Annotated in this window: 16 protein-coding genes and 1 pseudogene; 11 read left to right on the top strand and 6 right to left on the bottom strand. The window is 44.8% G+C overall.

What is annotated here, in order from left to right; all coding sequences use genetic code 11:
* Window positions 1-110: 110 nt before the first annotated feature.
* Window positions 111-902 (bottom strand): DUF2935 domain-containing protein, encoded by a 792-nt coding sequence (locus tag T458_RS34530; protein ID WP_023555093.1) that lies wholly within the window; start codon window positions 900-902, stop codon window positions 111-113.
* Between the two features lie 269 nt (window positions 903-1,171).
* Here T458_RS34530 and T458_RS34525 point away from each other — a divergent pair, with 269 nt between their 5' ends.
* Window positions 1,172-2,338, top strand: coding sequence for a site-specific integrase (locus tag T458_RS34525; protein WP_023555092.1), 1,167 nt, complete (start codon window positions 1,172-1,174; stop codon window positions 2,336-2,338).
* A 91-nt stretch (window positions 2,339-2,429) separates the two neighbouring features.
* Here the strand turns inward: T458_RS34525 and T458_RS34520 are convergent, their stop codons facing one another.
* Window positions 2,430-2,657 carry a hypothetical protein gene (locus tag T458_RS34520; protein ID WP_023555091.1) on the bottom strand — a complete coding sequence of 76 codons (228 nt, stop codon included), beginning with the start codon at window positions 2,655-2,657 and terminating at the stop codon, window positions 2,430-2,432.
* Between the two features lie 589 nt (window positions 2,658-3,246).
* Here T458_RS34520 and T458_RS34510 point away from each other — a divergent pair.
* The 3 genes from T458_RS34510 (at window position 3,247) to T458_RS34500 (ending at window position 4,480) form a co-directional block, all read left to right on the top strand.
* The gene (locus T458_RS34510; protein WP_023555089.1) at window positions 3,247-3,450 is read left to right on the top strand and encodes a hypothetical protein; all 204 of its coding nucleotides are present in this window, start codon (window positions 3,247-3,249) and stop codon (window positions 3,448-3,450) included.
* Window positions 3,451-4,048: 598 nt separating this feature from the next.
* Window positions 4,049-4,270, top strand: a complete 222-nt coding sequence (locus T458_RS34505; protein ID WP_023555088.1) for a hypothetical protein — start codon at window positions 4,049-4,051, stop codon at window positions 4,268-4,270.
* A 15-nt stretch (window positions 4,271-4,285) separates the two neighbouring features.
* A complete protein-coding gene (locus tag T458_RS34500) occupies window positions 4,286-4,480 on the top strand; it encodes a hypothetical protein (RefSeq protein WP_023555087.1) in 195 nt (64 codons plus the stop codon).
* Between the two features lie 86 nt (window positions 4,481-4,566).
* Here the strand turns inward: T458_RS34500 and T458_RS34495 are convergent, their stop codons facing one another.
* On the bottom strand, window positions 4,567-4,983 hold the full coding sequence (locus T458_RS34495; protein WP_023555086.1) for a DUF2243 domain-containing protein: 417 nt from the start codon (window positions 4,981-4,983) through the stop codon (window positions 4,567-4,569).
* Between the two features lie 912 nt (window positions 4,984-5,895).
* Between T458_RS34495 and T458_RS34490 the strand changes: the two genes are divergently transcribed.
* The 5 genes and pseudogenes from T458_RS34490 to T458_RS34475 all read left to right on the top strand — a co-directional run bounded on the left by T458_RS34490 (window position 5,896) and on the right by T458_RS34475 (window position 9,183).
* The gene (locus T458_RS34490; RefSeq protein WP_031305432.1) at window positions 5,896-6,096 is read left to right on the top strand and encodes a helix-turn-helix domain-containing protein; all 201 of its coding nucleotides are present in this window, start codon (window positions 5,896-5,898) and stop codon (window positions 6,094-6,096) included.
* Between the two features lie 256 nt (window positions 6,097-6,352).
* Complete coding sequence (locus T458_RS34485; protein WP_023555083.1) at window positions 6,353-6,574, top strand: helix-turn-helix domain-containing protein; 222 nt, start codon at window positions 6,353-6,355, stop codon at window positions 6,572-6,574.
* Window positions 6,575-6,819: 245 nt separating this feature from the next.
* Window positions 6,820-7,189: pseudogene (tnpA, locus tag T458_RS56340) on the top strand (IS200/IS605 family transposase).
* Window positions 7,176-8,279 (top strand): IS200/IS605 family element RNA-guided endonuclease TnpB, encoded by a 1,104-nt coding sequence (gene tnpB, locus T458_RS34480; RefSeq protein WP_023555082.1) that lies wholly within the window; start codon window positions 7,176-7,178, stop codon window positions 8,277-8,279. Before tnpA ends, tnpB begins: the two are co-directional and overlap by 14 nt.
* 178 nt (window positions 8,280-8,457) lie before the next feature.
* Entirely contained in the window at window positions 8,458-9,183 is a 726-nt protein-coding gene (locus tag T458_RS34475; protein WP_023555081.1) for a beta-ketoacyl-ACP reductase, read from the top strand.
* A gap of 67 nt (window positions 9,184-9,250) precedes the next feature.
* On the opposite strand, the gene T458_RS34470 is transcribed toward T458_RS34475, so the two are convergent.
* From T458_RS34470 to T458_RS34460, 3 genes are all read right to left on the bottom strand, one after another.
* Entirely contained in the window at window positions 9,251-10,042 is a 792-nt protein-coding gene (locus T458_RS34470) for an SDR family NAD(P)-dependent oxidoreductase (RefSeq protein ID WP_023555080.1), read from the bottom strand.
* A gap of 210 nt (window positions 10,043-10,252) precedes the next feature.
* Window positions 10,253-11,257 carry an AraC family transcriptional regulator gene (locus tag T458_RS34465; protein WP_023555079.1) on the bottom strand — a complete coding sequence of 335 codons (1,005 nt, stop codon included), beginning with the start codon at window positions 11,255-11,257 and terminating at the stop codon, window positions 10,253-10,255.
* 64 nt (window positions 11,258-11,321) lie between these two features.
* The gene (locus T458_RS34460; RefSeq protein ID WP_023555078.1) at window positions 11,322-11,708 is read right to left on the bottom strand and encodes a winged helix-turn-helix transcriptional regulator; all 387 of its coding nucleotides are present in this window, start codon (window positions 11,706-11,708) and stop codon (window positions 11,322-11,324) included.
* A gap of 165 nt (window positions 11,709-11,873) precedes the next feature.
* Between T458_RS34460 and T458_RS34455 the strand changes: the two genes are divergently transcribed.
* Together T458_RS34455 and T458_RS34450 are read left to right on the top strand one after the other, a co-directional pair.
* A complete protein-coding gene (locus T458_RS34455) occupies window positions 11,874-13,091 on the top strand; it encodes an MFS transporter (protein ID WP_023555077.1) in 1,218 nt (405 codons plus the stop codon).
* Window positions 13,088-13,930, top strand: a complete 843-nt coding sequence (locus T458_RS34450) for an aldo/keto reductase (protein WP_023555076.1) — start codon at window positions 13,088-13,090, stop codon at window positions 13,928-13,930. Before T458_RS34455 ends, T458_RS34450 begins: the two co-directional genes overlap by 4 nt.
* Window positions 13,931-14,148 lie beyond the last annotated feature (218 nt).

Below are 14,148 nucleotides of genomic sequence, written 5' to 3'. Positions count from 1 at the left end.
GTCTGCATTCTTGAGTCATGAATGTGAAACTGTTCAAGGTGGAACGATTAACACAGCACACGCTGAAATACCTGAGCATAAAAAAATCCCCCTAAAAGGGGATATTTGAGTTACTTGGAATGTGACAGAGCTGCATCAAAGGCGTCGAGTATTTCAAGGAAATGAGAGGCTTCTCTAAAGACGTGGTCAGCAAGTAATGGAGGGATAATACTCTTAATCCGACATGCTTCAATTAGATCACGTGCAGTTTTCTTAAAATCTCGTAATTGGCGTACTGATACACGATTTTGATCAACAAATTGATCGAGGAGGGGCTGGGTTTGTGATTGTGGACGCATAGAGTCAAGATCAATAGCTTGAAAGAGGAGTTGATCAAAGTCATGGCTAAAATCTCGCGCTTGCTCAACTAACTTTCTCTCAGACGGATCTAGCAAGTGATTTATGAATTTTGCATGGTCAGCCATAATCTTCAGGAAGAACACATTTTCATTTATGACGGCATCCGGCAATGGATCAAGGGTTCCTGTATTCAATTGTTTCAGTCGATTCATGAAATAAGCCGCTTCCCGACTTACATGATCCACCAACAAAGGGAAGTTGCTACCGAGGATTTTGCATTGAATGATTAATCCAAGTACTTTTCGCTTGAATGCCCAAATATGACAAGTGGCAGTGTGAACTACATTGTTAAAATCGTAGATTACTCGGGGATCAACATCTGGAGTAAAGGCAAGTGCCCGGTTTTCAATATTCTCAAAAATGCTGTAAAAACGGTCCGCTTCCTGGATTAATTGAGTGTCTTCACAGGTAAAACCTAATTTCAGAAAAAGCGAGTGTTCCTTCATGATACGCGACCAAAAACGAATTTCGTCTAGTGACCTTTCAACGAATTCATCTGCCATACGGTACCTCCAAATGAGTGTTTTAGGGGAACAGAGTAATTAGCAGGCAGATCTATATTTTAAGAGTTTAGTATGAAGGCGATCTCCTGTTATTAGAACTTGATGTATACCTATGCGTTTGCCCATACATTGGAATGGGCGTTTGCCCAAAAAAGACTAACAAAACAAGCCCAATTTTTGAAAAGAAGCCCGTTATATAAAAACATTTTGTGTTTTGATGCTAATTTATCGTCATTCGTCATTGGATGTAACGGAGGGGGTGAACGCAGATGCCGGTCTTTAAGAATGAAAAGGCGAGGGGGGACAAGAAATGGTGGTACCAGTTCTATACGGGCGAGATCAAGAATGGTGTGAGAAAGAGGATTACCAAGCGAGGCTTCAAGACGAAGAGGGAAGCGGAGAGGGCGATGGTAGAGGCTCAGGCTGCCAGCAGGAAAGGTCAATACGTAGAGCCGAGCAGGATGCTTTTCCGGGACTATCTCCAGGACTGGATAAAAACAAAGCGTAATCTGGGGGAACAAACCCTGGAATTGTACGACTCCTATCTAAGGACGCACATCATTCCTGTATTAGGCCATATTCCGCTTGCCAAGCTTACGGCTCATGATATCGAGATGTTCCTGAATTCCTTACACGATAAGGGACTGGCAGCCGGAACAGTGAAGCGAATCTTTTCCGTTGTCAACGCCGCTTTGAATGCTGCCGAGACGAAGGAGCTGATTACAAAGAATGCGGCAAATAAGGTGGAGAAGCCCCAGGTATCCAGACGCAGGGAGCTTGTTGTTTGGGACCCGGCTTATGTAAGTGTGTTTCTTGAGCAGACCAAGCAGGCTAGCCGGTACTGGATTGCGATTTACCTGGCTGTCATGACGGGGATGCGGCAAGGGGAGATCCTGGGGCTTCGCTGGTCGGATATTGATTTTGAAAAGCGTACTCTCACCATCCAGCAGACGGTGAATCGTCATGGAGAGATCAAGCAGGGGGGCAAAACGAAACAGAGTATGCGCTCTGTCGCCTTGTCACCTGAAACGATAGAGGTATTACAGGACCATCACAAGCTGATCATGATGGAACGGGCAGCGCTCGGTTCTGCCTACGAGGACCATGGCTTGGTCGTATGCACCCAGTTCGGCGGCCCTGTTACGCAGAGAACGATACAAAAGGTATGGACCAGCTTTTTGAAAAAGACGGGTGCGCCGAAGATCACCTTTCATGATCTGCGCCATACACATGCCAGCCTGTTGATCAAGCAAGGGGTGCACATCAAGGTCATCTCCGAGCGGCTCGGTCACTCATCCGTTTCGATCACCATGGACACATACGGGCACCTGATGCCAAATATGCAGGAGGACGCAGCTATCGGCCTCGATAGACTGATGAAGAAAACGAGAGAAGTACAATGCGATGATACGGAGAATCCCGACCACCGAGTATAAGGTCCAAACAATTGAACCGCCCGCGGGCGGTTTTTGTTTATGGCTACACTGTCCAGAAGGAGGCGCAGACGCTACGGAGTGAGGGTAAGTTTTACTCGTCCCCCCGTGATTCGGCCATGACCAGGTATCCGATACCAGTCACGAGAAAAATACAACCAAGGATCGGGAGCAGCCAAGCGAACGTATCCCTGATAAACCATTGAAATACGACGTCATCATAGCCTTGTCCGGAGTGTAAGATCGCAGCCCCCAAGTAATAGGCTGCAAATAATAGCGTTGCACAGAAACAAAAACCGAATCCAGTCAAACGACGAGACAAAGAAAGCACATCCTTTCGGCTATTTCATGTAGTTCCTGACGTCAAAAGAATTTCTTGAGGTGAAAAACAAAATACAACATCAGAATGACAGGAGATACAAAGCTATGGGTCAGACTCGTCATTTCCCATACTCTGAATGGTTGAAAATACCCAAACTCTTCTAGGCCAAAGACGGAGAAGAAACTTTCAGAGCTTATGTAGGAAAGCAAATGGCCAACGAGTAAAAAGAGAAAGGTTTTGTGTAAAAAGACAAGGATTGAAAACAGCGAGAGTAAAATAAGGTCCCCATACGGATAACCGCTAGATTCCCACAGGAGTTTCAAATAAACAAATGGGATCAAATAGATCGGCAATAACAACAAATCTCGCTTCACGGAGAATACCCCTTTTTCGGACATAGCCTAAATATACCAAATCTAGGCAATTTGCAACAAATAAGAAAGGACGGTCCATATTTATTGACCGACCGTCACAGCTCTAGACTGTATTATTGTCCTGCATATGAAGAACGAGAGATCCAGAGAGAATTAGGAGGAATGAGACAGCCGGAATTGCATGTAAACATATGGTATGGAGGGGAGGATGCAGGATGGGAATTTTCAGCAAGGTCGATCTTACTGAAGTACTGGAGGTGCAGCATATCCAGAAGTATTTGAACATTGGCCGCGTTCAGGCATATGAGCTGGTGAATTCGGGGCAATCTCATGTTGTCAGAGTGGGAAGACTCATTGGCTTGAGGGCAATTTCGATCCAAAGCAGGAGTAGGGCGATCCTGCTTTATTTTTATGTCTGATGATAATTTTGATGTGAAACTCCGGATAATCCCCCCTATAAAAGAATGGTAATGAAAAATGAAACGAGCCACACGGAAACACTTGTTAGGCAATACCTCCAGATACTTGAGGACTTTCGGGCAAAAAGAAAATTGGTTCCCAAACATATTAATAAGTAAATCAGGATGACCAAATACCCTAAGGGACTAGTACTTGGAGACCGGCTACCATCAAGTGCACCACCAGTCATTATGACAAATAGTAGAACATAGACTCCTGCGATCCCGAGGAGGATGTTCAAGGCGACAGCAGATAGCTTAATCCACATCGGTATTCACCTCGAATAAGTTGATATTTGTTTGACGCGTTTTAATCAATAATGTTGTCTCTCGTTACCGTACAAAATGCTCAGGGAGATAAGAAAAGGGGCGAGATCCTGATGGCACGGCGAAGATGCTATAACTCATTATGCCGAAATTAATTTACCACATATAGTTATTCAGGAGAGAGGGTGGGAGGGAAGGCAGCAACGGAAAAACCGAGCGCAATTGGAATCCTATCGAAAACGTAGCTGATGCCATCCAAATAGCAGATACGATCTTCGGTGAAGAATGGACGTTGCACAGACATGACGGCGGCTACTCTTTCAAAGGGGTAACTCCAGACGGTAAGGTTGGAAATGCTCACCTGGAGGAAGCGAAAGAGCTTGCCATTGTCACGGCGGCATTGCAGACGCTATCGGACGGGTGCAACTTCATGGGGCCATGCACGTTCTGTAAGCAGGAAACAGAGCTAATGCCGATGGAGGAAGGCGGCATCTGTAATGATTGCGTGGAATAAGGGGAGGGAACGGGGATGGAAAAGAAAAAGACGGTATTCGATGCGGGTAACATGCATCACCAGATGTTGGCTGGCATCATGACGATGTTCGTCGATGATTTCGGATCCACACCACGCGAACTGCTTGAGTTGATGGAAAGTGCGAAACGGGAGACCTGGCACGCGCTCCAGGAGATCGCGAAAGAGAAGAGGTTGTCTGATGAAGTTTGATCTACGGCAACCATGCAAAGCAGAGCGTCTTGGTTGCAACGATTACAGCAAATTAAATATGGACGTCGATTTGATCGATAATTGATTTAAGCGTCGTTTCTCCGGCGCAGCAGTATCCAACCAATAGTTAAAAGCAGCAGAGCGAAAATATCATAAGAAATGTCATACAGAAATTGGTTGGGTCCTGGTTTAACATGATGAGCCTGTAATAAGTGATGGTTAACTATACCCTCAACAAGATTAAATGCTCCAGCACCTAATAAGAAACTGCCCCAAAAACTAATTGATGGTTCCTTGGGGTTACCTTTCCATAACAAGATGCCTGACACAAATATGACGAGAGTTACGAATAAATGAAAAAGCCCGTCACTCATGATTTGGTGAAATCGATCTGTGTGCATATTCACACTATGCCACTGCAGAATTTGGTGAAAAACGATTCCATCTAGCATCCCGATAATACCTACACCAAATAAAAATGCTCCAATATCTGCTGTCTTCACGTTTTTTACTGACCTCCTTAACCTTCAATAGCATTATTGCCAGTTAAAAGGTCGGTTAGAACAATTATTCACACATCACACGATATGTTAACTGTATCGGCCTACGGTGAGCAGTTTCAGAGCATGAGAACTCAGTTCATCGTTACTGTCTTGCCAAATCGTTAGCAGAGCTTTAAAGGTTGCTTTCTTGTTATGATGAAGCCAAAGTAATCTTAAGCTCAATATTGGCGATTTAACAAAAGAGAGATTTTTGATGAGGAGGAAGCGAACGATAGAAAAGGGTACATCAAGTACCCTTAAGCTCCACTCCAGTAATGAATCTATACAAGTTCAATTAATAAATTTCTTGGCAAACACGTTGTGCATAACACCCTTGTGTTTCAGCAGCTGTAGCTCCAGCCGTTACAGACATAACCATTGCTACAGAAAAAACAACAGCAAGAAACTTTTTCATAGGGTCGATCACCTCCTCACAAAAGTTATAACAATAAATTATCATTTAAGGTAAAATATGTAAATAACTTTTTTCTTGAGAAGCTGAAAGGGTATAAGCCTTGAAACCAGCGATTAGTAAAGGGAGCATGAGCGACTTCATGGACAAGGTGCGGCGAAAAATATGCAACTGCGTATCCCATCCCGTTGAACTTTGTATCACTAACAGTCATCGAAGAGGGCTCACTCGTCTGCGATGGCGACTCCAAGAAGCATCTCTCCGAGTTGGAAGGCGTCCTATACGGCAAAAAAAGGCCATAGCCGGGAGACGGTACGGCTGGACTGATGGAGAGAAACAGACAATCTGAAGGCATTTTATTAGCTGGCGCTTGATTTGGACATTCAAGTTGTGAAGTCAGATGTCCTAAAGTAATGGGACTTGCAGAATACGAAATATCAATAAAGGGAGAGGTGATCAATGTGACGAACGAACTGAGAAGTGATGACTTGCCGGAAGTCCTGGAGGTCAAGCACATTCAACAGTTCCTGGGAATCGGTCAAGTACAGGCTTATGATCTTGCCAACTCTGGGCAGTTCCATGTGGTGCGCGTAGGTCGTAGAATTAAGATACCGAAAAAAAGTTTTCTTGAATGGTTTTATGGTAAGAAGCAGGATGCGTAGTCCTGCTTCTAGCTTGCTCTAGCTCCAAAAAGCCGCAAGCTCTTTGGGATATGCTTAAACAGTCGATTTGTGGAGTGATTAAACTTCTGCCATTAGGCTAAGATTTGCTGTTAATTTTGATGTTAAAAACCCGATAAAATAAAATTAACAGCAATTTTTATAAAAGCCATCAAAGCAGGACTAGCCTAGTAATGATAATGGTTTCCGGGTATCGTAGATGAAACGAAATAAATATAGATAAAACACAAATTCACTATTGAAGGGTAGCGACCAAACCAAGCCGTTGTTAACAAATCGAGAAAGAGAAGTGTTTGAACTCTTGGTCCAGGATAAGACAACCAAAGAGATTGCCGGACAACTCGTCATCAGTGAAAAGACTGTACGCAATCACATCAGCAATGTCATGCAAAAATTAGGGGTCAAAGGTCGATCTCAAGCAGTAGTCGAACTGGTTCGACTTGGTGAACTAGAGATTTGAGCCCTGTCCACCCAGCCTCCCTTTTCTTCCCTTGGTCGGAAGGGAGGGTTTTTTGTTTTATGAATTAGCCGAGAACACTCGTGACTTCAGTCATGAGATGAATCCGGCTTCGGACAAGTCATGTCTTTTGACACGTCAATTGTCCGATATATGTTAACGTAAAGATTAACAAAAGGTACTGATATCTAGTGGTAATTTCTTGAAAAACATCTTGCATCTGTTATCCTGAGATTGAGGTGGATAACATGGCAGATGTCAAACATGGTAGAGGATATGTGTGCTCTATCCAATACCATATTGTATGGTGTGTGAAATATCGCCATAAAGTGTTGCTTGGTGATATCGATAAAAAACGAAAGGAAATACTTAATTGCTACAGATAACGGTTTCACGATCTCAGAAATGGAAAGTGATTGTGACCATGTTCATCTCCTCATTGATTGTAATCCGCAACATTCCATTCCAAATATTATCAAAGCATTAAAGGGTGTTTCGGCAAGATTGCTATTTAAAGAGTTCCCCCAAGCTAAAAAAGAAGCTATGGGGAGGGAATCTTTGGAATCCTCAATACATCCAAAATCAGAAAGTGAGGTGAAAAGCGATGTTCGTAAATAAAGCATACAAATTCCGTATCTATCCAACCAAAGAGCAGGAAGTATTCATTGCTAAAACGATCGGTTGCAGTCGATTTGTGTTCAACCACTTCTTGGCAAAGTGGAACGAAACATACAAAAAAACAGGTAAAGGATTATCATACGGAGTATGTTCTTCCGAACTGCCGAATCTGAAAAAAGAATTCCCTTGGCTAAAAGAAGTAGATAGCATCGCTATTCAATCATCAGTAAAGAACCTCGCAGACGCCTATTCACGATTCTTCAAGAAGCAGAATGATGCACCACGTTTCAAGTCAAAAAGGAATAAAGTTCAGTCGTACACAACGAAACACACAAATGGAAATATTGCGATTGAAGGAAATAAGATCAAACTCCCTAAACTTGGACTTGTTCGTTTTGCGAAATCAAGAGAAGCAGAAGGGCGTATTTTACATGCTACGATTAGACGCAATCCTTCTGGCAAATACTTTGTTTCGTTGTTAGTAGAAACAGACGTGCAACCATTACCAAAAACAAACAGCGAAGTTGGAATAGATGTCGGACTTAAAGATTTTGCGATTCTCTCAAATGGAGAAGTATTTGAGAATCCGAAATTCCTACGGAATATGGAACAAAAACTCATTTGTGCACAACGCACCCTTTCCAGACGTGTGAAAGGTTCTTCAAACTGGAATAAACAGCGAATGAAGGTTGCCACAATCCATGAGCGTATCACAAATGCCCGAATAGACTACTTGCAAAAAATTTCAACGCATATTGTCAAAAACCACGACATCATTGCGATTGAAGATTTGCAAGTATCGAATATGATGAAGAACCACAAACTCGCCAAAGCGATTAGCGAAGTGTCTTGGTATCAATTCAGAACGATGCTTGCGTATAAAGCAAAGTGGTATGGGCGTACTGTCATTGCTGTAGGCAAAACATTCGCTTCCTCTCAGCTCTGTTCGTGTTGTGGATACCAAAACAAAGAAGTTAAAAATCTTAATTTGCGACAGTGGAAATGTCCTTCTTGTCATAGCGAATGGGATAGGGATGTGAACGCAAGTTTGAATATTCTTGCCGAAGGCAAAAGACTACTATCTGTATAATCGCAGTAACCGCAGGAACTGCGGGGATAGCTTGGTGGTACATCATGTACTAATTCTGTTCAGTAGAACGGACTACCCAAGAATCTCGTGGCTTTAGCCATGAGAGGTTCAATTGACGAAATGGTGTTGACTACAGCTCATGAAGATGGATACGAATATGTGACGAGGAGTGTCGTTCATGAAACTCGATGGGAAGGTTGTCATCATAACGGGAGGAGCAGGGGGATTAGGAAAAGAAGCGAGTTTGTTATTTGCAAGCGAAGGAGCACATGTTGTTGTCGTCGATTATCATCAGCAGTCGGCGGAGGAAGTAGCAAAAGAGGTGAATGGTTTTGGACTAGCGGTTGACGTGTCCAAACGTGATCAAGTGGATGAAATGGTTAGTGAAGTGATCAACCGATATGGAAAAATAGATGTTTTGATTAATAATGCAGGAATCACAATGGACTCCACACTTGTGAAAATGACGCAGGAACAGTGGGACCGAGTGATTTCCATTAACCAAACCGGTGTCTTTCATTGTACACAAGCGGTGGTACCTCACATGATAAAGCAAGGCTCTGGTCGAATCATCAACACCAGCAGCATCGTCGGGAGAATGGGGAATTTCGGGCAAACCAATTATGCAGCTTCGAAAGCAGCGGTGATCGCCATGACACAAACGTGGGCAAAAGAGCTTGGAAGGAAGGGCATACAGGTGAATGCTGTTGCTCCAGGCTTTATCATGACCCCTATGACAGAGAAAATGCCGGAGAGCGTACTACAAGGCATGAAGGAGAAAGTAGCTCTCCAGCGACTGGGAACACCAAGGGATATTGCGAATACATATTTATTTCTGGCAAGCGATGATTCCAGCTATATCAATGGTGCCGTCATTCCTGTCGATGGTGGTCTTTCGATATAATTGGAATGTAAAAAGGATTGAACTCTGCATGGGACAGAGCTCAATCCTTTTCTTGTTACTTTAGTTATTAAAAAATGGTCGGGACCATGCCTCCGTCCATACGGATTGGTGAGCCTTTAAATGCGGTCGCATAAGGGCTGGATAGGAATGCAACAAGCCTGCCTATTTCAGAAGGCCTGATAAACCGCTGTAATTCGGATTGGGGCAGGTTTGCAGCCATAAATTGATGCTCCTTATCCGAAAAGGACATATCAGCAGGAAACAGGCGATCAATGATTTGATATACATTTTCGGAAAGCGTTGGTCCTGGCATGATGGTATTGGATGTGACTTCTGTTCCTACCGTTAGTTTCGACAGGCTTTTAGACAGTGACAATAGCATCGATTTTGTCATGCAATACTGAGGCATTTGTCCTGAAGGCATAATCGCTTCCTCACTTGCGATAAAGATGATTCGTCCAAAATTGCTCTTCAACATCTTAGGCAAATAAAATTTAGATAATCCGTTAGCGGCAAGGACATTGGTTCGGAAGTATGTTTCCCATACTTCATCGTCAACGTCCTCATAGGACATGATTTCATAAATGCCCATATTGTTGACGAGAATATCTACGTGAGGATATTTTTCAAATATAGCTTCTCTTTGCTGCCTGTCCACAAGATCACCTGCAGCATTCTGAGGAGAAGTAGCCGGAAATTCCGACTTCAATTCTTTTACGATTCGTTCTACCTCTTCGTCATTCCGTCCATTGACAAGGACATTGACGCCTTCTTTTGCAAGCTCAATGGCAATTGCTTTCCCTATACCTTTCGTCGATCCAGTTACCAAAGCCGTTTTATTCCTTAATCCCATATCCATAACACTTGTCTCCTTTGTTGTCATTCATCGCAAGCTGACTAGAAGTTGTTCTTGGAACATCCTCGTGCTCCGGATAGAGATTATCGTACTATGTCTGGATCGTTCGGTAACTAGCGTGCAACGCCAGATTTCTTGCTTAGCCCGCCAAATATGGAAACGCGAAAAATGCAAGACATTCTTGAAACCGGGTTGGTTAGGGGATCTATGACGCTAGTTTGACTCTACATATTCGAAACGCCAATTGGAAGGTGTATCGCCTTCCCACATGCGAAAGGCCCGGTAAAACGAGTTTTGATCTTCATAGCCAAGTAAGAAAGCCACTTCTTTAATATCGAGCGTAGGGTCGGCCAAGCATTCTCGGGCTTTTTCATGTCGAGCCCGTGTTAACAGTTTCTTGAACGTTGTGCTTTCATCAGTAAGACGACGCTGCAAGGTACGATCGCTCATACCAAGCTCTCTCGCAACAGCTCGAATATCAAGGCTGCCTCCGGGTAGACTTCGCTTCAATATCCACTTGACCATCTCAGCAATGGACCGGCTTCCCTGTTCCTCCAATGATCGGTCCAATACGGGAGTCAGGATCTCCAATAATTCTTGGTTATATGAAAGAAAGGGGCGGTCCAGATCGCTTCGATGCAGGGTTAATCGGTTGGCATTGGCACCAATCTGTATGGGACACCCGAAATACGTTTCAAGGGCAGCTACATTCCCCATGGTGTGGGAAAATTCAACGGTCCATGCAGATATAGGTTTGCCCGTGCCGCGTCGTCCAAGCTCTAGAAGAAAGGCTAGCGTGATTCCAACCAAAACGGGTGGTACGGGTTGTTGTTCGTTGCGCATCCACTCCAATTCGATTGTACAGCGCTCGCCCTCCTCTACGATATGCAAGCTTTCCGGAGGGCACAGTCGCTTGTACCGTGCCATTCGATTCAGAGCGTCGCGATAGTCACGAGCATGGTAGGTCGCTAAAACGGTCGGTGGGTATTGTGTCGTTTCAAAAGCGGTTGCAAGCTTGATGATTCCGATAGCAGTGTCGCCAATGAGATCAGAGTATGCTTGCCAGATTTTATAATATTGGGCAGTGGTGACTACAGCTGATTCTGCGAGAATGGTGAGCGGTAGGCGCGCTTTGCGAGCTACGTCGTATGGGTCAATCCCTACTCGTTGTAATCCAGCCCAAAATCCCGCGGGGAATTTTATACGGTCTGATTTCATACGTATGACTCTCCTTTCGCCGCTTACCTATTCGTTCCTGCGCTCCTTCTTCGTTGCGATCCGCTTATGATTTGACAGTTTCAGTCGCCTTCTTATTTAAAATACTGTCTTCCAGCATGCCTTCGGTATCGCCGTATACGCGGATAATATGTTTTTCACCCCACGCGCACAGCGTATCTAAAATCCCTTTCAAACTCCAGCCATACTCGCTCAGTTCGTAGACCACTTTGGGAGGAACCTGCTCATAGACAATCCGGTTTATAATGCCGTCATCCTCTAATTCGCGGAGCTGCTGGGTCAGCATTTTTTGTGTAATGCCTGGCATCAGGCGCTTCAGTTCACTTGTTCGTTTTTCCCCGTGTGTAAGATGGCAGAGGATGACGCACTTCCACTTTCCGCCGATCACTTCCAAGGTAGCCTCTACCGAGATATTGTATTTCTTTTTTTGCATGATTCTCACTCGCTTTCTATAGGCACTAAAAAGTACCTATATTACTTTTTGGTATCTATGTCACTTAAAAGTACGTACTTTTCATTGCCGCTTATAGCATTCATAATAGCATATGCCAGCTGGTAATCAACAAAAATTTATCGATCAAAAGGAAGGAGATACCTCGTGAAAGAGAAAAACCGAAGCACACTTGCCTTGCTCGCATTGGCAGTCAGTGCCTTCGCTATTGGAACGACAGAATTTATCAGCGTGGGTCTGCTGCCGCTGATCGCGCAAGACTTGCAGATTCCGGTCACGACTGCAGCTCTGACCGTTACGTTATATGCGTTGGGTGTTACGTTTGGCGCACCTGTCCTTACGGCTGTTACCTCAGGGGTACCGCGCAAACGGCTGCTGCTGTGGATCATGATCATTTTCATCGTGGGCAATAGTATCGCAGCTGCCGCGACGAGCATCGGAGTCTTGCTCGTAGGACGGATTGTCTCAGCCTTAGCGCATGGGATATTCATGTCGATCGGTTCGACCATCGCAGCGGATCTGGTGCCTGAAAATCGCCGGGCAAGCGCCATTTCCTTGATGTTTACAGGCCTTACAGTAGCCACGGTCACTGGGGTGCCACTCGGAACGTATTTGGGGCAACAGGTAGGCTGGCGGTTTGCTTTCGTCGCAATCGCGGTCATCGGTCTTATCGCCTTTTTTGCCAACAGCATCCTCATACCAGCTAATTTGCAAAAAGGAGTACGCACCACGCTTCGGGATCAAATGAAGCTGGTGACGAACGGCCGTCTGCTTTTGATGTTTTTGATTACGGCTTTGGGATATGGCGGGACGTTTGTCGTCTTTACTTATTTGTCCCCAATCCTTGAAACGATCACTGGTTTTTCTGGTGGACAGATCGCTGTCATCCTGCTTGGTTACGGTATCGCGATTGCGATTGGTAATATGCTGGGAGGGAAGATCGCGAATAAAAATCCGCTGTCTGCATTATTTCGCATGTTCATCGTTCAAGCTCTTGTCCTATTTGTCCTATACTTTACGGCACCATTTTCGATGGCTGGCCTGATCACGATTCTGTTCATGGGGCTGATGGCATTCATGAATGTGCCAGGTTTGCAGGTATATGTCGTGATATTGGCTGAACGTTACGTACCAAGCGCGAAGGATGTGGCGTCTGCCATCAACATCGCCGCCTTTAACGCTGGGATTGCCATCGGTGCGTATTTGGGTGGAGTCGTTACGAATTCCATCGGGCTGATCCATACGACATGGATTGGAGGATTCATGGTGACAGGAGCGGTTATACTGACAGGGTGGATTCAGGTGCTGGAGCGTAGAACATCTATACACACACATGTAGAAAAACAGGAGGTACAAGTATCATGACAACTCATTTACAAGCTACAACCACATTGAGCAACGGAGTGAAAATGCCCTGGTTTGGCTTAGGCGTATTTAAAGTGGAGGAAGGACCTGAGCTGGTCAATGCTGTCCAGACAGCGATCAGACATGGCTATAGAAGCATAGACACAGCTGCGATTTACGGAAACGAAGAGGGTGTGGGCGAGGGAATCCGGCAAGGACTGAAAGAAGCGGGAATCAAAAGAGAGGAGCTGTTCGTTACCTCGAAAGTATGGAATGCCGATTTGGGGTACGAATCGACACGCAAAGCATTTGAGCTCAGTCTGAAAAAGCTAGGCTTGGAGTACTTGGATTTATATCTGATTCACTGGCCTGTTGCCGGTAAATACAAGGAAGCGTGGCGCGCACTGGAGCAGCTTTACAAGGAAGGGCGAATCAAGGCAATCGGTGTGAGCAACTTCCAGATCCATCATCTGCAAGACCTGATGCAGGAAGCTGAAATCAAGCCCATGATCAATCAGGTGGAATTTCATCCGCGCCTCACTCAAACGGAGCTTCGTGCTTTTTGCAAGGAGCAGGGGATTCAAGTAGAGGCGTGGTCGCCACTGATGCAGGGACAATTATTGGATCACCCGGTATTGAAAGAAATCGCCGATCGTCATCATAAATCGATCGCCCAGGTAATTCTGCGCTGGGACCTGCAGCATGGTGTTGTGACCATTCCGAAGTCTACCAAGGAGCAGCGGATCAAGGAGAATGCCGATATCTTTGACTTTGAGCTGACAGCAGAAGACATGCAGCTCATCGATGCCATGAACGAAAATCTGCGAGTAGGCCCAGACCCTGATAACTTCGACTTTTGATATTGATAATCACTGTGGAGCAGGCGTAGCTCCAGTGGGACCATGAGAGTCGCCAGCATTGGCGTTATCATGGTCCCATTTTACATAGTCGGAGGTTCGATAAAATTATTATTGTAAATTTTCTGATTTATTCTAAAATAATGACTATCAGCATCTCGTTCTTAATATACTTCCGGTACATATATCGAATTGAAAACGATTAGGAGCGCGGCTGAAGA

Origin of the sequence: Brevibacillus panacihumi W25, assembly GCF_000503775.1 — a bacterium.
Lineage (GTDB): Bacteria > Bacillota > Bacilli > Brevibacillales > Brevibacillaceae > Brevibacillus > Brevibacillus panacihumi_A.
Note: the sequence above shows the minus strand (reverse complement) of the source record. Positions and strands in the feature narration are given on the sequence as shown.

Coding starts and splice junctions, on each gene's coding strand:
- tnpB (WP_023555082.1), top strand. CDS start 7,176: ATGTTCGTAAATAAAGCATACAAATTCCGTATCTATCCAACCAAAGAG.
- T458_RS34475 (WP_023555081.1), top strand. CDS start 8,458: ATGAAACTCGATGGGAAGGTTGTCATCATAACGGGAGGAGCAGGGGGA.
- T458_RS34500 (WP_023555087.1), top strand. CDS start 4,286: ATGGAAAAGAAAAAGACGGTATTCGATGCGGGTAACATGCATCACCAG.
- T458_RS34460 (WP_023555078.1), bottom strand. CDS start 11,708: ATGCAAAAAAAGAAATACAATATCTCGGTAGAGGCTACCTTGGAAGTG.
- T458_RS34465 (WP_023555079.1), bottom strand. CDS start 11,257: ATGAAATCAGACCGTATAAAATTCCCCGCGGGATTTTGGGCTGGATTA.
- T458_RS34510 (WP_023555089.1), top strand. CDS start 3,247: ATGGGAATTTTCAGCAAGGTCGATCTTACTGAAGTACTGGAGGTGCAG.
- T458_RS34470 (WP_023555080.1), bottom strand. CDS start 10,042: ATGGATATGGGATTAAGGAATAAAACGGCTTTGGTAACTGGATCGACG.
- T458_RS34530 (WP_023555093.1), bottom strand. CDS start 902: ATGGCAGATGAATTCGTTGAAAGGTCACTAGACGAAATTCGTTTTTGG.
- T458_RS34450 (WP_023555076.1), top strand. CDS start 13,088: ATGACAACTCATTTACAAGCTACAACCACATTGAGCAACGGAGTGAAA.
- T458_RS34525 (WP_023555092.1), top strand. CDS start 1,172: ATGCCGGTCTTTAAGAATGAAAAGGCGAGGGGGGACAAGAAATGGTGG.